Origin of the sequence: Arboricoccus pini, assembly GCF_900187945.1 — a bacterium.
GTDB classification, from domain to species: Bacteria; Pseudomonadota; Alphaproteobacteria; order Geminicoccales; family Geminicoccaceae; genus Arboricoccus; species Arboricoccus pini.
This window is the reverse complement of sequence record NZ_FYEH01000017.1, coordinates 1-26216: the sequence shown is the minus strand read 5'-3', so window position 1 is coordinate 26216 and position 26216 is coordinate 1. Positions and strand designations below refer to the sequence as shown.

General features: G+C 62.6%; 19 protein-coding genes. 14 read left to right on the top strand and 5 right to left on the bottom strand.

All coding sequences use genetic code 11. The features are described 5' to 3' along the window. Positions 1-1339: 1339 nt before the first annotated feature. The 10 genes from CFB17_RS16960 to CFB17_RS16915 all read left to right on the top strand — a co-directional run bounded on the left by CFB17_RS16960 (position 1340) and on the right by CFB17_RS16915 (position 16611). Positions 1340-2284: a replication protein RepA gene (locus CFB17_RS16960; RefSeq protein WP_088562766.1), complete on the top strand. Its 945-nt coding sequence runs from the start codon at positions 1340-1342 to the stop codon at positions 2282-2284. A 527-nt stretch (positions 2285-2811) separates the two neighbouring features. Further along, positions 2812-3732, top strand: coding sequence for a MurR/RpiR family transcriptional regulator (locus CFB17_RS16955; RefSeq protein ID WP_088562765.1), 921 nt, complete (start codon positions 2812-2814; stop codon positions 3730-3732). 251 nt (positions 3733-3983) lie between these two features. Beyond that, positions 3984-5285 carry an ABC transporter substrate-binding protein gene (locus tag CFB17_RS16950; protein WP_088562764.1) on the top strand — a complete coding sequence of 434 codons (1302 nt, stop codon included), beginning with the start codon at positions 3984-3986 and terminating at the stop codon, positions 5283-5285. A gap of 25 nt (positions 5286-5310) precedes the next feature. After that, a complete protein-coding gene (locus CFB17_RS16945; protein WP_088562763.1) occupies positions 5311-7209 on the top strand; it encodes an ABC transporter permease in 1899 nt (632 codons plus the stop codon). Positions 7210-7228: 19 nt separating this feature from the next. Further along, positions 7229-8242 carry an ABC transporter ATP-binding protein gene (locus CFB17_RS16940; protein ID WP_088562762.1) on the top strand — a complete coding sequence of 338 codons (1014 nt, stop codon included), beginning with the start codon at positions 7229-7231 and terminating at the stop codon, positions 8240-8242. 34 nt (positions 8243-8276) lie between these two features. After that, the gene (locus CFB17_RS16935; RefSeq protein WP_088562824.1) at positions 8277-9413 is read left to right on the top strand and encodes an amidohydrolase/deacetylase family metallohydrolase; all 1137 of its coding nucleotides are present in this window, start codon (positions 8277-8279) and stop codon (positions 9411-9413) included. Positions 9414-9423: 10 nt separating this feature from the next. Further along, positions 9424-10872, top strand: coding sequence for an aldehyde dehydrogenase family protein (locus CFB17_RS16930; protein WP_165769675.1), 1449 nt, complete (start codon positions 9424-9426; stop codon positions 10870-10872). A 17-nt stretch (positions 10873-10889) separates the two neighbouring features. Beyond that, positions 10890-11411 (top strand): gluconate 2-dehydrogenase subunit 3 family protein, encoded by a 522-nt coding sequence (locus CFB17_RS16925; RefSeq protein WP_133063946.1) that lies wholly within the window; start codon positions 10890-10892, stop codon positions 11409-11411. Further along, positions 11408-13033, top strand: coding sequence for a GMC family oxidoreductase (locus CFB17_RS16920; protein ID WP_207762157.1), 1626 nt, complete (start codon positions 11408-11410; stop codon positions 13031-13033). The genes CFB17_RS16925 and CFB17_RS16920 overlap by 4 nt, the downstream gene beginning before the upstream one ends. A 542-nt stretch (positions 13034-13575) precedes the next feature. Continuing rightward, the gene (locus CFB17_RS16915) at positions 13576-16611 is read left to right on the top strand and encodes an autotransporter family protein (RefSeq protein ID WP_207762156.1); all 3036 of its coding nucleotides are present in this window, start codon (positions 13576-13578) and stop codon (positions 16609-16611) included. Positions 16612-16855: 244 nt separating this feature from the next. Here CFB17_RS16915 and CFB17_RS16910 read toward each other — a convergent pair whose 3' ends face one another. Beyond that, entirely contained in the window at positions 16856-18358 is a 1503-nt protein-coding gene (locus CFB17_RS16910) for an MFS transporter (RefSeq protein WP_207762155.1), read from the bottom strand. On the opposite strand from CFB17_RS16910, the gene CFB17_RS16905 reads away from it, so the two are divergent. Further along, positions 18332-19198: a LysR family transcriptional regulator gene (locus CFB17_RS16905; RefSeq protein WP_088562759.1), complete on the top strand. Its 867-nt coding sequence runs from the start codon at positions 18332-18334 to the stop codon at positions 19196-19198. The genes CFB17_RS16910 and CFB17_RS16905 overlap by 27 nt on opposite strands. 84 nt (positions 19199-19282) lie before the next feature. On the opposite strand, the gene CFB17_RS16900 is transcribed toward CFB17_RS16905, so the two are convergent. Together CFB17_RS16900 and CFB17_RS19325 are read right to left on the bottom strand one after the other, a co-directional pair. Next, complete coding sequence (locus CFB17_RS16900) at positions 19283-20446, bottom strand: mandelate racemase/muconate lactonizing enzyme family protein (protein ID WP_088562758.1); 1164 nt, start codon at positions 20444-20446, stop codon at positions 19283-19285. A gap of 57 nt (positions 20447-20503) precedes the next feature. After that, a complete protein-coding gene (locus CFB17_RS19325) occupies positions 20504-20680 on the bottom strand; it encodes a hypothetical protein (RefSeq protein ID WP_165769674.1) in 177 nt (58 codons plus the stop codon). Between the two features lie 173 nt (positions 20681-20853). Here CFB17_RS19325 and CFB17_RS16895 point away from each other — a divergent pair, with 173 nt between their 5' ends. Both CFB17_RS16895 and CFB17_RS16890 read left to right on the top strand, forming a co-directional pair. Further along, the gene (locus tag CFB17_RS16895) at positions 20854-21765 is read left to right on the top strand and encodes a LysR family transcriptional regulator (protein ID WP_088562757.1); all 912 of its coding nucleotides are present in this window, start codon (positions 20854-20856) and stop codon (positions 21763-21765) included. Positions 21766-21888: 123 nt separating this feature from the next. After that, positions 21889-22998 carry a DSD1 family PLP-dependent enzyme gene (locus CFB17_RS16890; protein ID WP_088562756.1) on the top strand — a complete coding sequence of 370 codons (1110 nt, stop codon included), beginning with the start codon at positions 21889-21891 and terminating at the stop codon, positions 22996-22998. 3 nt (positions 22999-23001) lie between these two features. Here the strand turns inward: CFB17_RS16890 and CFB17_RS16885 are convergent, their stop codons facing one another. Both CFB17_RS16885 and CFB17_RS16880 read right to left on the bottom strand, forming a co-directional pair. Beyond that, positions 23002-23517 carry a GNAT family N-acetyltransferase gene (locus CFB17_RS16885; RefSeq protein ID WP_088562755.1) on the bottom strand — a complete coding sequence of 172 codons (516 nt, stop codon included), beginning with the start codon at positions 23515-23517 and terminating at the stop codon, positions 23002-23004. A gap of 177 nt (positions 23518-23694) precedes the next feature. After that, on the bottom strand, positions 23695-25350 hold the full coding sequence (locus CFB17_RS16880) for a calcium-binding protein (protein WP_243389926.1): 1656 nt from the start codon (positions 25348-25350) through the stop codon (positions 23695-23697). Positions 25351-25922: 572 nt separating this feature from the next. On the opposite strand from CFB17_RS16880, the gene CFB17_RS16875 reads away from it, so the two are divergent. Further along, positions 25923-26216: hypothetical protein (locus tag CFB17_RS16875; protein WP_133063945.1), on the top strand; the 294-nt coding region annotated here is incomplete at its 3' end.

The window sequence follows — 26216 nt, the reverse complement described above, 5'->3', positions numbered from 1 at the left end:
GCCGTGAAGGTGCTCCGCCCTCGAGCTACAGCCCGGATGGCGGATCACGACCTTCCGTATGGCGTCGGGCCTGGAATGGCCGAACTGCGCGACGCCTCGAAGCAAAACACGGTCAACCGGAATTGAGAGATCGCCGTCAAGACCAGGTCTCAGGTCTCGGGGCAGCGATAGGCCGGCCTCCTGCCCTTTGGTTTTTTCAACTATGTATCTCAGCCGATCGTTTTCAAAACGCCCTCGCCGATTGCACCTAACCCGTCCGCCAGTCCGGCACGTCCACGCGGTCTCGGCTGCCCGCACGCCCAGCGAAGAAAATGCATTTTCTCCGTCTCTGACCGATTGGGCGAGGCTCATTCGTGCTTGCCGGGCTTTGCTTCGTACACAGGTCGGGCAAGCAGGCACTCCTGCGAACCCCGCCTATTCGTTCCGCCCGGCGGGGCGGCAGGCATAGTTGTCACGTATGAGCAGGGGCAGTGACCCCGGAATGCCTGGATGACCTTTAGTCAGGGACCGAAACGAGTTCCTCACGGAGTGAGTTAGCGATTTACGGCCCTACATATATGAATCATGCGGGTGAGCAGCACCGCTCGGTCGGCACCAGGTCACCTAACCCTGCGTACACTCAATACCTGGCCGGGGTTAAAGCTGGACCGGCGCGCCTTGGATTGACGATGCCTGAAACGGCACCGACGAGCACGCACGCGATTCCACCTCTTAAGGCTCGAATAAATCAACGGCGCGCAGGGATGGGGACTTGTCGCGCATCCGTGTTGCGGCAGACAAAACCGCTTCGCGCCGTGCCTTGGATCAAGGGCGAGATATCGAGGCCGCATTGCCCGCCTGTCGGTATCACCGGAGCGCGGTTTCGTCTGTCTGCCGCCTCCACGGCTAAAGTACCTCGTGCGCGCAATCTCTTTGACCAAAGCCTTCGCATCGCACATCGTCGGCCATCGCAGGTCACGAGCTTCGGCGAAGAGCACGCCCGCCCGGTTTTCGTCTTGCTGTAAGGCCACGGTTTATGCGAGTGCGCCGCTGCCTCGAAAATGCATTTTCAAGAGAAAATAAAGTCATGCCTGTTCATGGTCTTAAAGGGTTTATAAGAGAATCTAGTTATAGGTTATGCGCGACAAGACCCCAGCGGGCAGGGTATGTGCCCGCGACAAGGCCCCATGGTATCCGCGACAACACCCCAGCCTTGCCGCGACAGGAACCCACGGGAAAAGTAGCGCGACAAGATCTCATGGGATGAGCCTGTGCGCGACAAGAACCCATGTTGGACGACGAGGGAAGGGCTGTTAAGCTTCGTGGACGTTGGAGGAAGAATATAGTCAGGTAAGCTGCCATGGGCGCGGTCCACGAGCTCGTCATCCGCGAAGGCCTGGAGTCAGCGCGGGCCAAAGCCCAGACTCCCGAGGAGCGGCGCGTCGTCGACCTGGCCGCGCGAGTCCTGGGCGAGGAGAGCGATCAGCTGGGCATCACCTATGCCGGCTTTTGCATGACCTCGCTACCACACAAGCGCCCCAAGGACGAACAGAGGGAATGGCTGCGCGAGAACGGGCGGTTCAGCCTGATGATCGAGCCCGGCAAGATCATCCGCCAGGGCCAGCCGGTTTTCTACGGCATCCCCTATGGAGCGCGGGCCCGCATGATCCTGCTCTATCTCTGCACCGAGGCTATTCGTACCAATTCGCGTCGCGTCGAGATCGGCCGCTCCATGCGGGCGTGGCTGGGCCGCCTTGGCATCGCCATCGGCGGCGAAAGTTACACGGCCGTCCGGGAGCAGGCCAATCGCATCAGTGCCTGCCGCATGACCATCGCTTGGCGCGGCGACAACGGCACCGAAGGGTTCAAGCGCGAGAACATCATCGACGGCATGATGAGCATCCCGCAGCCACGCGAGCCCGATCAAGGAAGTCTCTGGGAAGACGAAATCGAGCTTACGGATTCGTTCTTCCAGGCCCTGAAGGCGCATCCCGTGCCGCTTTGGGAGCCGGCTTTGCGTGCCATCAGCAACCAGCCGCTGGTGATCGATCTCTATGTCTGGCTGGTCTACCGGCTGCACGCGATCAAGAAGCCGACCATTGTCGGCTGGAAACCGCTCCAGGCGCAGTTCGGGGCGGAATATACCCGCGAGCGGGATTTTCGCCGGCGTTTCAAGGAAGCGCTAGCCGAGGCTGTTGCCGTCTATCCCGAAGCTGAGATCGACGTGGATGAGCGCGGAGTGGAGCTCAGGCCGTCGCGTCCCGCCGTTGCGCCGCGTGGCAGGGTCGTCCGTCTGCCGCTCTAGAGCGCGGGTCAGCGCTGGCTGGGGGACGCCAACCGGAACAGGGACCCCTCCGGCTGGGAATGCCCCGTGGAAAGGTGGGCGTCGACAGCGGTCTCCAGTCTGGGCACAGGATTTGCCAAGGTTCCAATGGGGCCGGGTGACCTGGATCTCGTCGCCTGACACGGGCGAGGGCGTCGAGCTATCCCGTCTGCGCCTTGACGAACGATCCTCGTCTCCGCGAAGTGAAAAGCTATATGCAGGTGACCGATCGTCCCCTTCGCCAAGGAAGGCGTTGCGGAGGCCAACTCGCCAATCGCCGTTTCGGCGCTGGAACAGCAAGGCGCGCGTCGGCCTTGCTGGCGGGGCTATCTAGCCAGGCTCGCGTCCCCTGCCATGGGGCCGGGAAGAAAGAGGGTGGACAGGCGATCAAGGGCGCGCCTTCGCTGCCGGGTGGGCTGCTCGCTTGGCGTCAGGGGCCATCGCCAGTGCCTGGTGCGAGTGGCCACGCTAAGTACGAGGAAGGCGCGGCCATGCAGATGGGAGGGTAGATGCGGCATAATGAAATAGACGGACTGGAGGCTAGCGAGCCCACGCGGGCCGGCGACGACATCATCGGCCGTATCCTCAAGGTGGAAACCTCCCTCTCCAAGGCGCATCGCAAGATCGCCGAGGCCATCTTGCGCGAACCCCAGGCATTCGCCGCCCGGCCGATCGAGGAACTCGTCCCCTGGCTCGGTATCTCCGCCCCGACGATCACACGTTTTGCCCGTCTTCTCGGCTGCGACGGGCTGCGCGACCTGAAACTTAAGATCATGGGGAGCATGCGCGTTGGCCTGCGTTATTTCGAACCCTTGGATCAGCATCCAGAACAGCCTGAGGACATCGCGCTTCGCGTCGCGATGCGCGCCCAAAATGCCATAGTCGCCGCCCAGCGCAGTATCGATCTTGCCATGCTCGAGCGCGCCATCGACGTGGCCATCGGCTGTCGCATTCTCTATGCCTTCGGCGGCGGCGGCGTATCGAGCTGGCTGGTCGAAGAAGTACAAAACCGCCTTTTCCGCCTGGGTATCCACGTCATTCCCAATGCCGACCACCAGATGCAGATGATGCTGGCGGCTACCATGAACGAGCAGGATCTCCTCCTTTGCTGCTCGCTCACCGGCAACAACCAGGAGCTGGTGCGTGCGGCTCGCATCGCTGCTGGCTACGGCGCGCGTACTCTTGCCTTCACGGCACCTCGCACGCCGCTGGCTGCCGCCGTCCAGATGCCGCTTACCATTGAGCTCACGGACGATGGCGACGTGCTGGGGCCGACCTCGATGCGTTACGGCTTCCTGGCGGCGATCGACATGCTGGCTTATGGCTGCGCCGTTCGCCGGCGGCCGGCCGCACAAGAGCAGCTGCGCCGGATCAAGCAGCAATTCATCACGTATCGTGACGAGGATGACAGTCAGCCCGTCTGCGACTGAGGTGCTCACTGAGCGGGCAATTTCTGCCAATTTCTTTTACTTTTGCATCATCATAAGGCGATACGCTGAGAATCCCGCGATTTGCCGTTGAAAAATGATCGAATTATAAAAATTCCTCTTGGCGAACAGTATCTCGCGGCAGCATGATCGTCGGCAGATGCCGGCCCTGGCCGGACGCGCTATCCGCGCCAACCTGCCGGCTCTAGAGCCTGTCTTCAGCTCGGCTGCACCAAAGACATAGGAACACGCCCATGCGTCAAAGAATGGAACGCTTCCTGGCCTCGCGTCGAGCCGTGCTGCAAGGTGCTGCCGGCCTCGCGGCCACGACCATGCTGGCTCGGCCGGCCCTGGCCGCTCCGGCCGAAGCCATGACCTTCATCGGCTGGCAATTCGCGCCGCAGATCGTCGAGGCCAATGTCGCCACCTTCAAGAAACTCTATGACGAGAACGTCAATTACGAGTTGGTGACGGGTGACTATCATCCCGTGGCCGAGACCAAGCTGATGGGCGGTCAACATATCGACATGCTCTACAGCGAGGAGGACCACATCGCCCGCTGGAATGCCGCCGATTGGACCCGCGACCTTGAGGGGCTGGAAGGTGTCGAGGCGATCAAGGCCGGGCTTTATCCGGTCTGCGTTAAATCGCTCTCGCTGCCGAACGGCAAGCTCGCGGGCCTACCTTATTATGCGGGCCACGATGCCTTCATCTACAATGAGGAGCATTTGGCCAAGGCCAAGCTGGAGGTGCCGGATTCTTTCGATGCTCTCCTCGATGCCTGTCGCAAGCTGAAAAAGGACGGCATTTCCGACGCCCCCTATAACAGCGCCTGGGGGCAAAAATGGCCCGAGCTTTCGTGGAGCATCTTTGCCTGCTGGTATTCCGAGGGTGCCAAGGTTTTCGATGCCAATAACGACCTCGTGCCGGACGAGGCCTTCCGCAAGGTGCTGGAGCTACATCGCTCGCTCTTCAAGGAAGGACTGGTCACGGCCGACATTATGACGCTGCCGGACGAGGGCGTTCCCAGCTACGCCACTGGTCAACACACCTTCATGATCCTCCACGACTATGACCAGAAGGTGACGAACGACCCCTCGATGTCGAAGGCTGCGGGCAAGGTGAGGAACGCCTTGATGCCGGGCAAGACGCATTCGACGCTGGGATGGACCTCCGCCTACCTGATGGGAGCAAAACCTGTCGACGAGGCGCGCGTCTGGGACCTGATGCGCTTCTTCGGTGGCAAGGCCAAGGATGGCCAGTATCATGTCATCAAGCGCTGGGCGCTCGAGTTCGGGCTGGGCTCAGGCTATAAGGAGGTCATGGCGGACCCTGATGTGGTTGCCAGCTTCTCCAAATGGCGCGACCTCGACGTCACCAGCAAGCAGATCGAACTCGCCACCTCGCGCGACGTCGCCAAGATGATCTGGTTCTCCGAGTGGGACCTGTACATGATGCAGAATGTACAGGAATATATTCGCGGAAGCGGCAGCACCGACGAGCTCGTCGACAAGCTGACGGCCAAGGTGGCCGAGCTCAAGAAGCAATACCAGTAGGCCGACTTTCAAAGGAGACCGCTGCTTGTCGCTCTCGCTCGCCAGCTCTGACACCGCAAAGCCTGGCCGACGTCGCCGCATCGGGCGCACGCCGGCCTTCGCCTATGCCGCGGTTGCCCCGACGCTCCTGATCGTCTGCGCGGTGGTCGGCATCCCCTTGGCCTACAGCGTCTATCTGAGCCTGAACAGCACCAACCCCATCACGAAGAAATGGATCTTTGTGGGGTTGAACAATTACGTGACCGTGCTCACGAGCCCGGATCTCTGGTGGGCGATTGCGCGCACGGCCTATTTCGCCGGCTTTGCCGTGGTCGGCACGACGATCCTCGGCACCATCCTGGCGCTCGTCTTGAATCAGCGCTTTCCCGGACGTGGCCTGCTGCGCAGCGTCGTTCTCGTCCCCTGGGCGATGGCGCCGGTCTCCGTGGGCGTTCTTTGGTCTTTCGTTTTTGCCGGCAATTACGGCACGCTGAACGCGCTCTTGACGGATCTCGGTCTTGCCTCGTGGGCGACGCCCTGGCTGGGCAACGGCTTTCGAGCCTTGAACCTCGTGGCCTTGACCCATGTCTGGAATCAGGCGCCCCTCACGGCCCTCATGGTGCTGGCCGGGCTGCAATCCATGCCGGGCAACCTGCACAAGGCGGCGATGCTCGATGGTGCCGGGCCCGTGGCGCGCTTCTTCAAGATCACCTTGCCCTGGCTGAAGCCCAACCTGCTCTTCATCTCGATCATTGCCACGATCAACGCGCTCATGGCCTTCGACATTCTCTGGATCATGACGCGCGGCGGACCGGGCAGTGCCACCACGGTCTTCGCCTGGCTGGGCTACGTCTATTCGTTTCAGTTCTTCAAGTTCGGCGAGGGCGCAGCCATGCTCTACGTCTTGACGATACTGAGCTTCCTTCTGGCGATCTTCTATTTCGTCGTCCTCGGGCCCCGGCGCGTGCGTGCGGCCGAGGACCGGCCGCTGCCGTCCTCCTCGCTCGAGGGCACGCTCAAGCGTCGGGCCATGGCCATCATCCCGCCTTTGCCAAGGCGCTGGCACCTGCCACGCCATGTGGCAAGGCCGCTAGGCAAGACACTCTTCTTCCTATTGGCAGTCGTCATCTTCATCTGGTCGGCGCTGCCGGTGCTTTCCTTGGTGTTGATGAGCATATCGCCGGCAGGCGATCTCATTCGCACGCCGCCCAGCATTGTGCCGAGCACGCTGACCTTCGATAATTTCCGCGCCGTCCTGATGCCGCAGGTGGGAACAGGCGGGAGCAGTGTGCAGGCACAGCGCGTTCCCTATTCGCTCCTGAACAGCTTCTTGGTGGGCGCTGCGGTCTCTCTCATCTGCGTCGTCCTTGGCACTTTCGCCGGCTATGCCTTCGCCCGTTATGAGAAGCTGCGCTTTTTCAAGTACAGCCTCTGGGCACTGCTCCTGACGCGCATGACGCCGGCACTGACCCTGGTCCTGCCCTTCTTCATCATGTTCAGGACGGTCAACCTGATCGACACGCGGACCGCCTTGATCATCTCCTACTGTTCGTTCCTGCTGCCACTCAGCGCCTGGATGATGAAGAGCTACATCGAGGGCGTGCCCAAGAGCCTGGACAGGGCGGCGCTGATCGATGGCTGCTCACGTTTCAAGATGATGTGGACGATCCTCATCCCGGTCGTCCGGCCGGGCATCATCGCCGCCTTGATCTTCTGTTTTCTTGCCAGCTGGAATGAGTTCCTGATGGCACTCATTTTGACCTCGACTCCGAACTCGCAGACCATTCCGGTCGTGCTTTCGGGCTTTCTCAGCCAGGCGCAGTTTTATGAATACGGCCCCATGTTCGCGGCCTCGGTTCTCTCCATCCTGCCGCCAGTGCTGATCGCCTTCGTGTTCCAGCGCTACCTCGTGCAGGGCGCGCTCTCGGGCGCGGTGAAGGGCTGATGGCAATCTTGGACACCCCATGACCTCGATCAATATTCGCGCCGTCGCCAAGACCTACGGCAATTTCCCGGTCCTCAAGGGATTGGATCTCGACATTGCCGATGGCGAGTTCGTCTCGTTCCTTGGACCATCGGGCTGTGGCAAGAGCACCTTGCTCTTTTGCATTGCCGGCCTTGAGGACATCACGTCCGGCAGCATCCTCATGGATGGCAGGGACATCTCCGAGCTAGACCCACGCGATCGCAACATCGCGCTCGTCTTCCAGGATTACGCGCTCTATCCGCATATGAAGGTCAAGGACAATATGGCCTTCGCGCTCCGCCAGCAGAAGGTGGCCGAGGCCACCATCCAGCAGCAGGTGGCCTGGGCGTCCGAGCTCTTGGGTCTGGAGCAGTTCTTGGAGCGCATGCCGGCCGAGCTTTCGGGCGGCCAGCGTCAGCGCGTGGCGGTCGGCCGCGCCATCGTCCGCAATCCGGCGGCCCTCTTGATGGACGAGCCGCTCTCCAATCTGGACGCGGCCCTACGCGTGCGGATGCGCACCGAGATCAAGCGACTGCAGCGCGAGCTCAAGATCACCGTCATCTTCGTCACCCACGATCAGGAGGAAGCGATGGTGCTCTCCGACCGGATCGCGGTCATGCATGGCGGGGTACTGCAGCAGTTCGACGAACCGATGACAGTGTATCGCCAGCCGGCCAATCGTTTCGTCGCCAGCTTCATCGGCAGCCCGCAGATGAATTTCCTTCCCGGTTCGATGGTGGGCGGTCATGGGGGCGGCCGGCTCGTCGGCATTCGGCCGCATGATCTGTCACCGGCCGATGGGGCAGGGGGAGAGAGCGTAAGGCTGGAGGGCGAGTTGGCGCTTATCGAGCCGGCCGGCCCGGTCACCTTTCTGGACGTCCTGATCGGCGACACGATTGTCAAAGCCACCACTACCGATCCTTCCGCGTTCCGCCCCGGCCAGCGCCTGACGCTGGAGGCGCCCGCCCGAATGATCTGTCTGTTCGACGAGGCCACTGGGGCGCGGGTCTGACCCGGGTGGCCCTTGAAAGAGAAGCATGAATGCCATGAGCTTTGATCTCATTCTCACCGGCGGAAGGGTCGTCGATCCATCCCAGGGCATCGATGAGGTGACCGAGGTTGCCTTCAAGGACGGCAGGGTCGCGGCATTGGGCGACCGGCTGGATCGCGGTCAGGCCACCGTCCAAGACGTCAGCGGCAAGATCGTGACGCCCGGCCTGATCGACCTGCACACGCATGTCTATTGGGGAGGCACGTCGCTCGGCATCGATGCCGAGGAATTCGCGCGCATGAGTGCCGTGACGACCTGCGTCGATACGGGCAGCGCCGGCCCGGGCAATTTCGCGGGCTTCAGGAAGCACGTCATCGAACCCTCGCAGATCCGCATCCTGGCTTATCTTCACATCTCCTTTGCCGGCATCTACGCGTTCTCCAGTCGGATCATGGTGGGCGAGAGCCATGATATGCGGCTGATGGCGGCGCGCGACGCGGTCGAGGTGGCCCTTGCTAACCCCGAGCACATCATCGGCATCAAGGTCCGGATCGGCCGGCATGCCAGCGGTGATTCCGGGATCCAGCCGCTCGACATCGCGCTGCAGGTGGCTGACGAGACCGGCTTGCCGATGATGGTCCATATCGACGAGCCACCGCCCTCCTATGAGGCCGTGGTCGAGCGCTTGCGCCCGGGTGACGTGCTGACGCACTGCTTTCGCCCGTTCCCCAACGCGCCGGTCGATGGGAGAGGGCGGGTCAAGCCCGCCGTGCTGGCGGCGCGCGAGCGTGGCGTCATCTTCGATATCGGCCACGGCCAGGGCTCGTTCGCCTGGAAGACGGCGCGGGCAATGATGAAGGAAGGCTTTGCGCCGGACACGATCTCCTCCGACGTGCATGCACTCTGCATTAACGGCCCGGCCTTCGACCAGGTGACCACGCTCTCGAAATTCCTCGTCCTGGGCATGAGTTTGTCCGACGTGATCGCCGCCTCGACGGTCAACGCCGCCAAGGCTTTGCAAAAGCCGGAGCTCGGCACGCTCAAGCCCGGCAGCGTCGGTGACGCCAGCATCCTCTCGCTGGATGCGGGCAGCTTTCCGCTCAGCGACGTCAGGGGCGAGGTCGTTGAGGCGAAGGAGCGGCTCTTTGCCAAGGGTGTGGTCGTGGGTGGGCGCTGGTGGCATCCAGCCTGAGGAGATGGGCATGCAGGACGAAATCAAGACTTTCGCGAATTTCATCGATGGTGGCTGGAAGGAAGCGGCCGCCACCATGCCGGCCCACAATCCGGCGACGGGTGCCCTGATCGGCCATCTGCCGAAGAGCAGCCGGGCTGAGGCGAGGGAAGCCATCGCTGCCGCCAAGGCGGCACAGCCCGCCTGGGCCGCGACTTCCGCCTTTGAGCGCGCCGCCATGTGCGAAACCATCGCAGCTGGCGTCGACGCAGCGCGCGAGCGGATCGCCCGCGTCTTGTCGCTGGAGCAAGGCAAGCCGCTCGTTCAGTCTATGGGGGAGGTGGCCAAGGCAGCGGACGGGTTTCGGCTGGCGGCGGCGCTGGTGCGCGAGATGCGCGGCGAGACCATTCCGGCCGAGGATCCGGCCAAGCTTGTGATGACGATCCGTCAGCCGCGTGGCGTCTACGCGGTGATCACGCCTTGGAACTATCCGGTCAATATTCCGGTCGAGTATCTGGGGCCGGGCATCGCCACCGGCAATGCCATTGTCTGGGTGCCGGCACCCAGCACCTCGATGGTGGCGGTCGAACTCATGCGCGTCATCGCCGAGGCGGGCCTGCCGGCTGGCGTCGTCAACCTCGTCATGGGCGAGGGGCCGGAGGCGGGTGACGAAATCGTTATCCATCCCGACACGCAGGGCATCGGCTTTACCGGCAGCGCCGCCACCGGGCGCCGGATCGCCGAGCGCGGGGCTGGCAAGCCTCTTCTGCTCGAGCTGGGCGGCAACGGGCCGGTCATCGTCTTCGAGGATGCCGATCTCGACCTGGCGGCGGACGCGGCGGCCGGTGGGGCCTTTTCCAATAGCGGCCAGATCTGTGCCGCCACGGGCCGGGTGCTGGCGCATAAGAGCATCGTCGAGCCGCTGGCAGCCCGGTTGGTCGAGCGGGCCAAGGCGCAGATCCTGGGCGATCCCTTCAATCAGGGGACGACGATGGGTCCGCTCAACAACAAGAAGCTGGCCTTGAAGGTGAAGGAGCATGTCGACGACGGGGTCGCCAAGGGCGCCACGGTGCTGACGGGCGGCAAGCCGAGGCCCGACCTTGGCAGCGACCTCTTTTTCGAGCCAACGGTCATGACCGGAGTGACGCGCGAGATGCGTCTCAACCGCGAGGAAACGTTCGGGCCGGTCATTCCAATCATCGCCTTCAACGACGACGAGGAAGCACTCGACCTCGCCACGGACAGTGCCTACGGACTCTCGGTCGGCGTGTTCACGGCTGGCATCGACAGGGCCTTCCGCTTCGCCGAGACGATCCGGGCCGGCATCGTCAATATCAATTCGGGCAGCACCTATTGGGAGATCCACCTGCCCTTCGGCGGCGGTTCGGGCACCCAGAGCGGCATTGGCCGCCTCGGCGGCAAGCTGACGCTCGAGGCCATGACCGAGATCAAGATGATCTCCTTTCATCGCAACCGTTGAAGGAGGGGAGTATCATCATGCAACAAGTAGATGCGGCGAGCGATGCCGTCATGCTGGCGGACCTCGTCGACGTCTTGATCCCCAGCGGCGATGGCTGGCCATCGGCCGCCATCGTCGGCGTGCAGGGGCAGCTTGCAACGCGGTTGATCGCAGAGCAGGGCGAGGCGGCGCTGCCAGGTCTTCTGAAGGCGTTGCGGGCGGCGGGCGCCCCGTTCGCCGGGCAGGCGGACAAGCAGCGGGACGCCATCGTCAGTGCCCTGGAGAGAAGCGAGCCCGAACTCTTCGCCTGGGTGCGCGATGCCGTCTTCATCGCCTATTACGAGAGCCCGTTCGTCGCCGCCGCCATCAACGCCAAGGGTCATCCCTATAAGCTGCGGCCACATCTGACGGGTTACGCCGTGCCGCGATTCGACCGGACCAAGGACGTTCCGGCCCAAAAGCGCGGCCATTACGTGCCGACCGACCAGGTGCGGCATGTCGACATCTCGAGCCTGGAACTCGAGAGCCGGGTCACGACGACATGGGGGCGTCAGCGATGAAGCAGAACGAAGCGTGCGACATTCTCATCATCGGTGCGGGTGCCACCGGCTCGCTGGCCGCTACCGTCCTGGCCAAGGCCGGCCTCGACGTCGTCTGCCTGGAGCAGGGTGGCTGGGTCGAGCGGGAGGACCACCCGCATTACAGCAATGACTGGACCTGGCAGCGTCGTACCAACTGGAATGCCGACATCAACAAGCGTCATCATCCCGATGACTACAAGGTCGTCTCGGACAGTTCGCAAGTCCTGATGTGGAACGGTGTCGGCGGCTCCACCAACGTCTATGGCGCCATCTGGCCGCGCTACCGGCCCTCCGACTTCAGGAAGGGCGATGAGCACGGCCTGCAGCCCAACTGGCCGATCAGCTATGAGGAGCTGGCGCCCTTCTACGAGGCGGCGGACCGCCTGGTGGGTGTAAGCGGCCTTGAGGGCGATCCCGCCATGCCGCCGCGCGAGCCTTGCCCGACGGGTCCGCTGCCCTTCACGAAGGCGGCCGCCACGCTGGCCGGCGCCTTCGACAAACTGGGCTGGCACTGGTGGCCAGCCGAGGCGGGTACCATCTCGGAGGACTATGACGGGCGCCCGGCCTGCAATGGCTGCGGCATTTGCAACGGCTGCCCGCGCGGCTCGATGAGCAAATATTCGCTCTCGGTCTGGCCAAAGGCACTTTCGGCCGGCACGAAATTGCGCACCCACGCGCGGGTCCTCAAGATCGAGAAGGGCAGGGATGGCCGAGCTACCGGTGCTCTCTACCAGGATCGAAATACTGGCATCGTCGAGTTCCAGCCGGCCACCATCGTCATCGTCGCCGCGAATGGCGTCGGTACGCCGCGACTTCTTCTGGCCTCCGACAACCTGGCGAATCAGTCGGACCAGGTCGGTCGCAACCTCCTCCACCACACGCTGGTCTCCTCCGAGATGTGGGTCGATGAACAGATCGACGGCCATATGGGCTATGTGGCCTCGCTGATCAGCCGCGAGTTCGCCGAGACCGATATCTCGAGGGGTTTTGTCAACGGCTTCAACTTTAACTGCCTGACGAGCACTTCGTCGGCTGGCGAGGTGGCTGCCGGCTGGATCAGCGACAGGAGAGCGCCCTGGGGAGAGGGGCATCATCGCTGGTTCGAGCGTCATTTCGGCCACGGCATCGGCATCCACGCCATCGGTGACGACCTGCCCAATCCCAATAACCGGGTCTTTCTCGACCCCGTTGTTACCGACACGAACGGCATGCCCGTCGCCCGCATGCATTATGAGCCCGGCGAGAATGACCGCCGCATGATGAACTACATGCTGGATCGCCTGGAGGACATCGCCAAGGCCGCTGGCGCCTTCGACTACCGCCTCCAGGACTACAAGGACGAAAATGGCGTCTACCGTACGCCTGCCTGGCACATGATCGGCACCTGTCGCATGGGCGACGACCCGGAGACCTCGGTCGTCAACAAGTGGCAGCAGAGCTGGGACGTTCCCAATCTCTTTATCGTTGATGGCAGCGTTCTGGCGACGGGCGGGGTGGTCAACCCCACCCCCACCATCTCGGCCCTGGCCTTGCGCGCCGCCGCCTATATCCGCGACCATTTCCAGGAGCTGAAAGGCTCGACCAAGTCTGTCGCGGCCTGACGCCCTGGCCGACCAGCCCCGCCGGTTCGCCGGCGGGGCGCGGGCTTATACCCCGCTGGATAGACCCACGGCCGAACTGGATCGTGTTGCGCTCCGAGCTCGCGGCAGCGCGCCCTTAGACGTCCGGCGAGCCTGCAGGCGCAGTCGGTAATCGGCGAGCCGGCGGCCAGGCGCCATTCTGCGCGCTGTCAAACGAACCTCCTCAGTCGTGATTGCCGATTTACCCGACCCTTAACGTTCTGCAGGCGGAGGACGCAATGGCGATCGCCGGGCCGTGGGGGGGGGCGATGCGCGCTGAATGACCACCATCGCCAGCACACCGGCGGCACTATTGCCCCTATGGCGCTCTCTCCGTTCGGCCCGAGATCCGGCTTCTTGCCAGATTCTCAACCACTCGGATCGCCCGCATGACGATTCTGTCATACCCCTGGCCGCCATCGCGCAGGTTTCACGGTTAACGAAAGCAAACAAAGTGGCCTGCCCGGACTTCCCGAATTATGTGGACCGCCAGATTCGCATAAAATTTTACGGGAATTCGTCAGATGGTTTATTTGATTGCTGGCGGCCGCTCGATTCGTCGCGGCCTCGGACTTGCGATCTCATCGATCGGCGTGCTGGCCGCACAGCCGGTCCGGGCGGACTGCGTCGAGTCGGGCTCGACGACGACCTGCAGCTCGGCTGGGACGAATCCATGGACCACGACCATTGGTACGGGTCGAGGGGACGACGGAAAAACCGTTATCGTTCAAGATGGTGCCACTGTCGATACGAAGGATGTAACGGCGATCAGCCTGGGCGACGGTGCTTCGGTGACAGTCAGCGGCACCGTTCGCACGACCGCGGATACAGGCATGGGGAATTATGGCAGCGGCATCAATACGATAGAGGCCAATTCAAATAGTACGATCGTCGTTACATCGACCGGTAAAGTCGTCGCTAATGGATCGAACCCGTTCGACGAAGGGGTGAACGTGCATGGCTACGGCAATAAGATCATCAACTATGGCGTTATCGAAGGCGGTCCGGGCGGGGCGGTCTGGTTCCAGGACGAGCAGACTGGAACGAAGAATATCCTGGACAATTACGGCACGCTGCAGCGGTCGAGCGGGAAGGGCTACATCATCGGCACGAATGCCGCGGCCGGCATCGTCTTCTATAATCGCGCCGGTGCCAAAGTCCTGGGCGATTTGAATTTTGGCGATGGTGATGACGACCTTTATTTCGAGCCAAACTCACTTGTCACCGGCGTGGTCGACGGCGGCGGCGGGGTCAATAATCTCTATTTGCAGGGCGAGGCCGGCTCGGCCGGCACGCTCGCGGGCTATGTCACCAATTTTCCGAACCTGACGAAGCAGGGCGATGGCCGCTGGACTGTCACTGGTAGCCTTGAGGGCTTTACCACGGTCGATGTGCGGCAGGGCACGCTGGCGCTGAGCGGCAACAATGAGGACTTTAGCGTCGTCGTCGTCGTCGACCCGGATGGGACGCTGGAGGGGCGCGCGCAAAACCTGCCGGCCAAGACCAACGCTGCGGACAATACGAACAATATCCAGAATAACGGGCTCGTTCGGTTCGCACAGCCCGATGATGGCACCTATGTCGGTCAAATCGTGGGCTCGGGCGCCGTCGAGAAGACCGGCGGCGGCACGTTGACGCTGGCACCGGCTGCAGGTCTCGGCAACAGCTATTCGGGCGGGACCACGATCAAGGAAGGCATGATCGCCATCGCCGCCGACAATGCACTGGGCGCCAGCAGCGGCGGCATCACCTTCGATGGTGGCGGCCTGCGCACCACGGTCGACCTGACGACGAGCCGGGCTGCCACCCTCGCCGCTGGTGGGGGAACCCTGGCACCGGTAGCCGGGACGACGCTCGTCTATGAGGGCGTCATGACGGGTCCAGGCGCTTTGACCAAGGCCGACACAGGCCGGCTCGTCACCACGGCCGCCAACACCTATAGCGGCATCACAAGGGTCGAGGCGGGCGAGCTACAGGCCGGAGCACCCGGGACATTCAGCCCTGCCTCGGTCTACGCAATTTCGCCAGGTGCGCTGGTCGCGCTCATGGATAATGACCAGAACGTCGGCGGCGTGGTCAATGCGGGCGAGGTGCAATGGGGCAATGGCGCCCTGGGCACGCGGCTCGTGGCCGGCAGCTACGAAGGGCAGGGCGGCCTGCTTGCGATGAAGAGCCGGCTGGACGGCGACAACTCGCCCACCGATCTTTTGCATGTCACGGGCGATACCGCGGGCAGCACCTACGTGCGGGTCACCAATGTCGGTGGCACGGGCGCCGAGACAAACCAGGGCATTCGCCTGATCGATGTGGACGGCGCCTCGAACGGAAGCTTCACCCTGCTTGGCGACTACAACGCCAAGACCGGCCGGCCGGCCATCGTCGCCGGCGCCTATGCCTACTCCCTGGTGCAGGGATCGCCGGCGGCACCAGGCGACGGCGACTGGTATCTGCGCTCCACCTCGCTGACGGCCGACGCGGACACAACCGAAACAGGCACCTCGACTGGGAGCGGCGGCAATGGCGATTCGTCGTCTGGCAAGCCGCTCTATCAGCCGGGTGTTCCCCTGTATGAGGTCTATGGTCAGGCTCTTTTGACGCTCAACAAGATGCCGACGCTGCAACAGCGCGTGGGCAATCGCTATTGGGTGACGAGCACGCCCGCAGCAGAGGACGACGGCGACGGGCAGAGCGACGGCACCGCCGCCACGCCGCTCGTCGAGGGCCAGGGCGCATGGGCGCGGGTCGAGGCCGGCCATTCGCGGATCGACCCCCGCAGTTCGACCAGCGACAGCGAGTATACCCAGGATCTCTGGCGTTTTCAGGGCGGTCTGGATACCCGCTTGTGGGAAGGCACGGCTGGTCAGCTGATCGGCGGCGTCAACGTCCATTACGGCACGCTGACGGCCGACATCCGGTCCTTCAACGGCGACGGTAAGATCGACGTCAAGGGCTATGGTTTCGGCGGTACCTTGACCTGGTACGGGCAAGACGGCGTCTATGTTGATGGTCAGGGCCAGCTCACCCGCTACGACAGCGACCTGCATTCCGACACGCTCGGCCGCAATATGGCCAGCGGCAACGACGGCTTTGGCTACGGCCTCAGCCTCGAGACGGGTAAGCGGATTCGCCTGAACGACAGCTGGACGCTGACGCCCCAGGTGCAGCTTCCCTTCTCGAGCGTCGATTTCGACAGCTTCAGCGATTCCTTCGGCGCCAAGGTCGAGCGGCGCCAGGCATCCAGCCTGAACAGCCGCCTTGGCCTTGCGGCTGATTACGAGAGCGCGTGGAAGCAGCCGGACGGCCGTACCGGCAAGGTCCATCTCTATGGGATCTCGAATCTCTATTATGAGATGCTGGACGGGGTTAAGGTGGACGTGTCGGGCACCAACCTTGCCAACGACAATGAGCGCCTCTGGGGTGGTGTAGGCCTCGGCGGTTCTGTCAGCTGGGCCGATGGCCGCTACGCGCTCTATGCCGAGGCCGGCGTCGATACGAGCCTTGCCAATCCTGGCGACAGCTACGGGCTGAACGGTACCTTGGGCCTGCGCTACAAATGGTAGCGCGACGCTGCCCCGTGCGTTTCCTTCGCTGAGCCGCGCATGATGTCCGTCGCCATCGTAGATGGTCATCATGCGGTCGCGCCAACCGGCCGCAGGTATCAGAGCCGCTTGCGGCACGGTGTGGCGGCAGGGCACTCGGAAGGTTGGCGCCGACAAGCGGTCATGGTCGTATCGCGCGATGGAGGCAGAGTCCTTCGGCAACGGTAAGCAGCCGGATCGGCGCCGCCAACGGGTTGCGGCCTGCTTATGCTGCGACGAGCTTTCGCCGTCGTTCCAGACCAAAGAAGGAAAGCAGGCCGCCCAACACCAAGAGCGCCACGGCAGCCAGGAGTGAGAGCTGGATACCATGCGCGAAAGCGGACGGCGCCGTGTCCCGAATCAGATACCCGCAAACCGCCACCCCCAGCATGCCACCGACTTGGCGAGCGGTGTTGAGAACAGCCGAAGCAATGCCCGAGCGGGACGGATCGACCGACGAAAGGGTAATGTTGGTCATGGTTGGCACCACGAGCGCGATGCCGCTGGCTGCCATGAGCATCGGTACGATCAGCATGGCGTAGGAATCTGCAACAAGAGCCGGGATCAAAAGCAGATACCCGAGCGCCGCGAGTGCTTGTCCGGCCACCATTAACCGACGCGCTCCCAGGCGTGTGATCAGCCGACTGGCAATGATGTTCGCCAGCATGAGAACGACTGTCATCGGCAAAAAGGCGAGGCCCGTCTGTTCCGGGGTTAACTTCAGTTGCCATTGGAAAAACAGGCTGAAGACGAAGATCAGGCCGTAATAGGCAAAATTCACAAATATACCGCTCACGGATGCTATCTTGAAATCTCGTGACCGGAACAAGGCCAATGGCAGCATGGGGTCGGCCTGCTTCGCCTCTATGGCGACGAAGGCCAGGGTGCCAACGACTGCGGTCAGCAACGCGCCGACGATTCTCGGGTGCGTCCAGCCGAGATTGCCAGCCTCGATCAGCGCGATTGCCAGTGCGGCCAATGCGACAAACGCCGCCGTCTGCCCCGGCACGTCGAGCTTCCTTTGTGCATGAGCGGGGCAGGGAGGGGCAAACCGAAGTGTCATCGTCAAGCCGATCAGACCAATCGGCAAATTAATGAGAAAGATGCTGCGCCAGCCAAAGTGGGCGACGAGGAGGCCCCCGGCAAGCGGGCCGGCTGCGAGGGCGATTCCGCCGGTCGCGCTCCACAAGCCTAAGGCGCGACTGCGCTGCTCGTGGTCGGGGAACGCGTGGCGTATCAGCGATAAGGAATTGGGAACGAGCAGTGCTGCACCTGCTCCTTGGACGATCCGCGCGCCTATGAGTGCCGTTAAGGTGGATGCCAGGCCGCAAGCCAGGGATGCCAAGGTGAACAGAACGAATCCCGCGAGGAAGATTTTCCGGGCGCCAAAACGGTCACCGAGCGCGCCAGCCATCAAGAGCAGGGCTGCAAACGTCAGCGTGTAGGCGTTTACGATCCATTCGAGGCCGACGACGCTGGCGGAGAAACCGTCGCGGAATGCATCGAGAGCAACATTGACCACGCTGACATCGAGAAGAACGACGGCAAAACCGAGCGCGGAACCCATCAGCGTCAATTGTGGTCGGGAAATGGAAGCTGGCACGGCGGCGATCCCGGAAGTTGCTCTTGGCAGCAAAATAGGCTTGCCAGATCTGCGCGAAAATCCAGTATATTCCCCAGTGATACTGGAGTTTTTGCACAGATGCTCGACTGGGAAGATGTCCGTCATTTTCTAGCGGTGGCGCGGATTGGCACCCTCTCCGGGGCGGCCAGAAGCCTGAAAGTCGATCATGCGACCGTCAGCCGTCGGCTGACGGCGCTTGAAACCGCGCTTGATGTTAGGCTCGTCGATCGTCTGCCACGATCCTGCCGACTGACGGCAATCGGCAAGGAGGTGTCGGGGCGGGCGGCGGAGATGGATGCGGGGGCAATCGACATCGTCCGGTTGGCAAGGGCTGCCCAGTTTCCCCTTATCGGTCGGGTGACGCTGAGCGCGCCGCCGGTCCTCGTGACACACCTGCTGGCGCACCGCCTGCCGCGTTTCCGCGCCGACTATCCAGACATCCGTCTTTCCCTTTCTGCTCAAGCGCAACAGGTCTCGTTGCGCCGCCGGGAGGCGGATATTGTTTTAAGGCTGGTACGGCCGATTGAGACGAGCAGCGTCGTACGCAAGGTAGGCGCGATGGACTTTGCACTCTACGCCCACCGTGCCTACGCCAATCGGGTGGCGCCGGAGCGGTGGCAATTCATCGCCTACGATCAAAGCTTCGCCGACATGCCGCAACAGGCGTGGCTCCTCGGCATTGCCGCCGACCGCGGGATAGCGTGTGAACTGAACGACATCAGTGGGCTTTTGATCGCCACGCGTGCCGGAGTCGGCATATCCGGCCTGCCGTGTTTTCTCGCGGATCGAGAGCCCGATCTGGTCCGCGTGGGAGAGGACGCGCCGCCATTCTCGCGCGAGATCTGGCTCGCCGTTCATCAAGATCTTCGTAAGACGCCAGCAGTGCGCGCCGTGATGGATTTTGTTGCGCGTACCCTGGCCGAAGAGCCGGGTCTGAGCGCCTGAAATAAGCGGCGTTGCGCTCTCACCCCGGCCATCGCCGGGGCGCACTTTAGGTTGCGAGGACGGTCGGCGATCTTTGGCGAGGCGTCAGGCGGCGAGCTCGCGCATGACCTTGATCAGGTCGGACTTACCCTCGAAGCCGATGCCCGGAATCTCGGGCATCGTCACGCGGCCGTCCTCGACGCGCACGCCGTCCGGAAAACCGCCATAGGGCTGGAACAGGTCCGGATAGCTTTCATTGCCGCCCAGCCCCAGGCCGGCGGCGATCATCAAGGACATCTGGTGACCGCCATGGGGAATGCAGCGGGAGGGTGACCAGCCGAACTGCTTGAGAACGTCAAGGGTGCGGAGATACTCGACCAGGCCGTAGGAGAGAGCGCAGTCGAACTGTAGCCAGTCACGATCGGGGCGCATGCCGCCATAGCGCAGCAGATTGCGCGCGTCTTGGTGCGAGAAGAGATTCTCGCCGGTCGCCATGGGGCCGGGGTAGAATTCCGTCATCGCCGCCTGAAGGGCGAAGTCGAGCGGATCGCCGATCTCCTCGTACCAGAAGAGCGGATAGTCGCGCAGCATCTTGGCGTAGGCGATGCCGGTCTCGAGGTCGAAGCGGCCATTGGCGTCGACCGCCAGTTGCGCCTGGCCGCCGATTTCCTTGAGGACGGCCTCGATGCGGCTGCGATCCTCGTCGATCGATGCACCGCCGATCTTCATCTTGACCACGCTGTAGCCGCGATCCAGATAGCCGCGCATCTCGGCCTGGAGGGCCGAGTTGTCCTTGCCCGGATAATAATAGCCGCCGGCCGCATAGACGAAGACGCTGGGGTTGGCCTCGCGTCCATGGCGCTCGGCCAGCAGGCGAAAGAGGGGCTTGCCCTCGATCTTGGCCACCGCGTCCCAGATCGCCATGTCGAGCGTGCCGACGGCGACCGAGCGCTCGCCGTGCCCGCCCGGCTTCTCGTTTTGCATCATCGTGGCCCACACCTTGGCGGGATCGATATTGTCGCGTGCCTCGTCCAGGAGGCTCGTCGGGTCGGCTTCCAGGATGCGCGCCCGGAAGCGTTCGCGGATGAGTCCGCCCTGGCCATAGCGGCCATTGGAGTTGAAGCCATAGCCGACGACCGGTTTGCCATCCCTGACGACGTCCGTGACCACGGCCACCAGGCTCGTGGTCATCTTGGTGAAGTCGATATAGGCGTTGCGGATGGGGGAGGCGATCGGCTGCGTGATCTCGCGGACGTCAAGGATACGCATGGGTTCTTCTCTTGTGAAACGATTCAAGGGCTGGCGACGTCATTTCTGCAGGCGGGACTATGCCGCACGGTTCGCCTGAAGGATAAGGTCGGTATCGAGCGCATCGCCGGATCGGGCTATGGCGATGGCCGAGATCATCGGTGCCGGCAGTATGCTGTTGCACGTGATGATCGGCGAGAGATAGCCCTGCCATTGCGATGCTCGGCCGGAAGATCTCAGGATGACGCCGAGCATGATGTCGATCGGGACCAGTGCATAGAGCGGTCGCAGCCATGAGCCTCGCCAGAGATATTCCCCACACCCCGACCTTCACCGGATTTCTTACCGTTCGCCCTTCCTGATAGGAGTGGGCGGCATGCCTGCCCAATGCTAAGTTAAGTCCTTCCTATGCAGGATCGGCATTACCGATGGAACTGAACTGGCTCGAGGACTTCCTGGCGCTGGCGCAAACACGGAACTTCTCCCGTGCGGCCGAGGCACGCCATGTCACGCAGCCGGCGTTTAGCCGACGAATCCGCGCGCTCGAGGCCTGGGTCGGCACGCAGCTGGTGGAACGCTCCGGACATGGCGTCGCGCTCAACGCGGCCGGCGAATATCTGCGCGCCCAGGCCGCCGACATTACCCGCGACCTCTACCAGGCCCGCCGCGCCACCTTGAAGGTGGCAGGGCGGGAGCGAACCGCCCTTGCCATCGCCGCGACGCATGCTCTGTCCTTCACCTTTTTTCCGAGCTGGATCCGTGCCTGGGCGCCTCTGGACAGGCTGGGCAGCGTCAACCTCGTCTCGGATACCATGGCGGCCTGCGAGCGGATTCTGGCGGCGGGCGAGGTGGACTTCCTTCTATGTCATTACCATCAGGCCACGCCCCCGCTCGTCGAACAGACGCGGTTTCGCTCTGTCGTTGTCGGCCATGACGTCCTGGTGCCGGTCATGGCGCCAAGCGATGCGGCCGGTCCGGACTTGCCCGGTACCGCCAACCGGCCCGTGCGTTATCTGGCCTACAGCAGCGCCTCGGGCCTGGGCCGCATCTTGGAGACGGCGGGCCGGGTGTCGAGCCCGTGGCTTTTTCTGGACAAGGTGTTCACCTCGCCGCTGGCGGCAGCCCTCCTGACGATGGCGCGGCAGGGCAATGGCGTTGCTTGGTTGCCGCGCTCGCTGGCAGCCGAAGATCTAGCAGTCGGCAGTCTGGTTTTGGCTGGTGGCAGCGAGTTCGCGGTACCGGTCGATATCTGCCTGTTCTGCGCGCCGGAACTGAAATCGGCGACGGCCAGGAGCTTTTGGCAAACGGTCACCCAGGACATGGGCGCGCGTGAGGCCTGATCGACGGCCGTTGGCAGTTGTGCGCATCGCGGCCTTGGCATGGCAGCCCTTCGGCTCTATCCCCTGACCGGTCGCATGACCTTGGGGGTTGTGCGAAGTCGCTCGCCGTATGAGGATTAGGCAATGATTCAGCGTCCACCCGCCGAGCCCGGCATGGCCGAAGACGAGATCGACACGCCGGCTCTGGTCTTGGACCTGGACGCGTTCGAGGCCAATCTCGCGACGATGGCCGAGGCCACCAAGGCAGCCGGGGTGCGGCTCAGACCGCATGCCAAGACGCATAAATCACCGGTGATCGCGCGCTTGCAAGGCCGGGCCGGGGCAGTCGGCCAATGCGTGCAGAAAGTCGCCGAGGCCGAGATCCTGGCCTGGGGCGGCATCGAGGATATTCTGGTCAGCAACGAGGTCGTCAGCCCAAGGAAGCTCGCGCGCCTGGCGGCGCTCGCACGCTTTTGCAAGATCGGCGTCTGCGCGGATTCGGCAGCCGGTATCGCCGCCATCGAGGCTGCTGCGGCGGCGGCCGACGTTAGCATCGAGGTCCTGGTTGAGATCGAGATCGGTGCCGGTCGCTGCGGTACGTCGCCTGGCGCCGAGGCCGTGGCACTGGCGCGCCGCGTGGCCGACAGTCGACATCTGACCTTCGGCGGACTCCAGGCCTATCATGGCAAGGCCCAGCATCTGCGGACTCCGGAGGAGCGTCGCGCCGCCATCGCCTCAGCCTCGGCATTGACGGCCGAAACGGTCGAGGCGCTGCGGCAGGCGGGTCTTGCCTGCCGGACGGTGGGTGGTGCGGGGACCGGTACCTTCGCGCTCGAGGCAAAAAGTGGTGTCTATAATGAGCTGCAGGCCGGTTCCTACATCTTCATGGACGCCGATTACGGTCGCAACCAGCCAGCTCCGCCCTTTCGGCATTCCCTTTTCGTTCTGGCTTCGGTGATGAGTGTTACTCGCGACGGCATGGCCGTCGTCGATGCGGGTCACAAGGCCGTGGCCGTGGATAGCGGTCCGCCAGCGGTCTGGGGTCACGACGATGTCCGCTATGCCGGCCCGTCCGACGAGCACGGCCAGCTTTTCTGGGAAAGCGGCGATCGGCGCTTTAGCCTCGATCAGCGCGTGCGTCTGGTGCCTGGCCACTGCGATCCGACCGTCGATCGCTATGACTGGTATGTAGGCGTACGCCGCGGCCGGGTGGAATGCCTCTGGCCGGTCGCGGCGCGAGGTGCGATGGCCTGAGCTTCAGCTCTGCTGCTGCCATTCCTCGCGCAGAAGTCCGAACATGGCCGTGTCCCAGCGCGCGTCGCCGACCTTGACGGCCGAGCGGCGCACGCCTTCCTCGACGAATCCGAGGCGACGATACGTCCGGATCGCCGCCTCGTTGAACGTGTAGACATTGAGCTCCAGCCGCTCGATGCAGTCCAACGCGAAGGCCGCATCCCTTATTTTTGCCAGAAAAGGTGCGGCCAGGCCGCGGCCGCGCTTGGCCGGGTCCAGTGCTACCCGTGCGAGCCTTGCTACCCCATTGCGCCAGTCGATCGCGAGTTGGGCATGGGCGGACACCGCCTGGCCCTCCAGCCCGACCCAGAGCAGGCGGGTTGGAGGCTGCCCGGTCGATTCCGCGAGCATGGCATCGATTTGGACAGCATCAAGCGGATAGCGGATGCCGGGACCGGCCCATTGCACGAGGGCCGCCTCGTTCGCGAACCAGGTCTTGATGGCGGCGAAATCGGCGGCGACCAGAGGGCGTAGCTCCAAGGATTGGCTCCATTATCCAGAGAGCCCGGTCCCCTCGGCAGGCCGGAAGCCATCGGGATGGCCTCTAGGACCGTTATCAACCGGCCCTCTTAGGCGTGGAACCTGTTGGTTGTAAACGCCGGTGGTGGCCGGCCGATGACCCAGTCCGGAAGCCAGGACCTTTGCCGGGGGTTGCCACTAGGCGAGATCGTAGCCAGTGAACTGGATCGCGTGCTCGTGGCCGCTTGAATCATGCAGGAAGATGGTCGTGTTGCCATTGGCCTGGATGACGTCGTTCGAGTTCTCGCTGGCAATGAAATCGACAAGCTTCTGCAGGCCGGCCGTTGAGGTGATCGAGGCGCCAATGCCAGCTGCCTTGATAAGGCTCACACCCTGATCATCGTAGAAATACTGCAACTGCACGCGGTCACCCTGCGTGAAGTTCAGATCGCTGATGATGGTCCTATCGACGATCTGATGGCCCGACAGTGTAGCCGTCGTGCTGGTGACGTCGCCGCGCAGGATGAAGGTGTCGGCGCCGGCACCGCCGCTTAGCTTGTCATATTGCCCGCCACCGCCGGTCAGCGTGTCATTGCCCGCCTCGCCATAGAGCGTATCGTTGCCGGCACCGCCCATGAGTGTGTCATTGCCATCGCCGCCGTAGAGAGTGTCGTTGCCGCCATCGCCGCTCAGGCGATCATTGCCGGCGCCGCCCTTTATAGTGTCGTTACCTGCGCGGCCGGCTAGGTTATCGTCCCCGCCTGCGCCGGTGATTGTATCGTCGCCGCTGGTGCCGACGAGCTTCAGGGCGGCATCGCTACTCTTGGTAAGCTCGAGAATAAGCGCGCTGTCACCGAGACTGATGGTGAGTTCGTTCACGTGCTCGTAGGTCGCGGTGGCCTTGGAACTGTTGATGATGTTGTAATAGCTGACGTCATAATAATCGTCGAAGGTCAGCGTGATTGCTGTAGCGGTGGCCTGGACACTAGTATGAGTAGAATTGTTCCAGATCGTGACTTCGTTCCAGAGCGCGATATCGTAGCTGCCGTCGGACTTCTCGAAGAGCAGCGAATGCCCGCTCGTAGGCATGTCGCTGATCGTATAGTCGAGCGTGCCCGTCTTGAAGCTTTCGGCGGTGCTACCGTCGTCGGCTAGGATTGTCGTCAGGTTGTGGACGGCGACGGCCGAAGCCTTGGCGTTGTTGTCGTCGTCGAACAGCCCGTAATGATGACTATATTTCGTATCGCTGCTGCCGCCCTCGTCGAGTAATTCGTAGAGGAAGATCTGGTCGATGCCGAAGCGGACGCTGTCGAAGATCGAATTGATCAGATATTTCGCCTGGGTACTTTCGTCGACACCACCGGTGCTAAGAGTCGGAGCGGTGTAATAGCCAAGTTCGGTGAAGGCTATGGGCGTTGAGCCCACATAGCTGTCCAAGCTGTCGGCGACGATCGTCAGCCGGTCGTTGGGTTGCTTGCCGTAACCGGGATAGACATGAACTGCCTCGATGTCGGCGGCATAGACTTTGCCGTTGGCGCCGGTCAGATCATAGACTGGAATGTCCTTCAGTACATCGCTGCTGTTGACGTAGCTATAGAGGGCCTTTTGCATCGCGATGCCGCCCTCGACTCCCGTCTTGCCGCCGAAATCGACGCCTGAGAGATCGACCTCGTTAGGGCCTTCGATGCCGATCACGGCGTCTGGATAGGTTTCGACGAAGTCGACCAGACGGTTCATCACATTCTGAAAGTCGGCACCGTCGTTTTTGATGCCAAGGTCGAACTGGATGCCGTCCTCGACGAGATATTTGTAGTTCGCGCCACTATCACCGTTCGGGACGGAGTCACGGACCATATCGATTCCGAGGTAATTCAGATCGCTGATCACGTCCTTATAGTTAGCGTAATCGGTCCATAAAAAAGAAAGATGCGTATTAATGCCAATATTATCGATAAAGTCTGACGTTCTCATAGTCGTCATGTTGGGGACACTCAGAACCTAGATCGTCATTCAACCCAAAGTTGAAACTTTGTTGACAATCTTTCTTGTAATGACTTGAGCGGGTTTGCCTCACTCGATTCAGATGTTGGGCGGAGCATGGCAATTATGGGCAAGACCGCGATGCTTCCGCATTTGGCCCTCCTAACCCAAGGGTGATAGACAAAACAAGTGAAATTTGTGCGGTGCACAAATTCGTGAGGTCGACTGTTGAACCTATGCCTGGGCGGACGCGCCGACCGTTTTCGCATCGTTCCTTTGGGGTGTCTTAGTTGCGGCGGTGTGCGGGGCTCCCTGCGATAGGGCTCAACCACCGATTTATACGCTGAGAACATGGCATCGATTCATAGATTTGTTTTATGAAGCGAGCTTTCGAACAGGTCAGTGACAAGCCTGATCGTCGTATTGATGTCAGCTGACCAACAGGCATGCATGCCAGCTTGCATCCCTGCTTATATTCCTATAATTTCATGATCATGCATGAGCCCAGCGCGTCTCGCCATCGTTTTCCTCGCTATGCCTTCGCGGCAAGGCGGGATCGGCGGCGTGCGGCGCAGGCGCTGGGGGCCGGCCGCGAGGTGGCGCGAGTGGCGGCGGCCGAGCGCGTCGCACCGGTTGAGCTCGAAAGGCTGATGCGGGAGGAGGGCTTTCAGGCCCTCGTTCGCCATTACAAGGAGTTGGCGGGTCTGCCGCGCGAGGAGCGGCTGGCCAGGCTGATGACG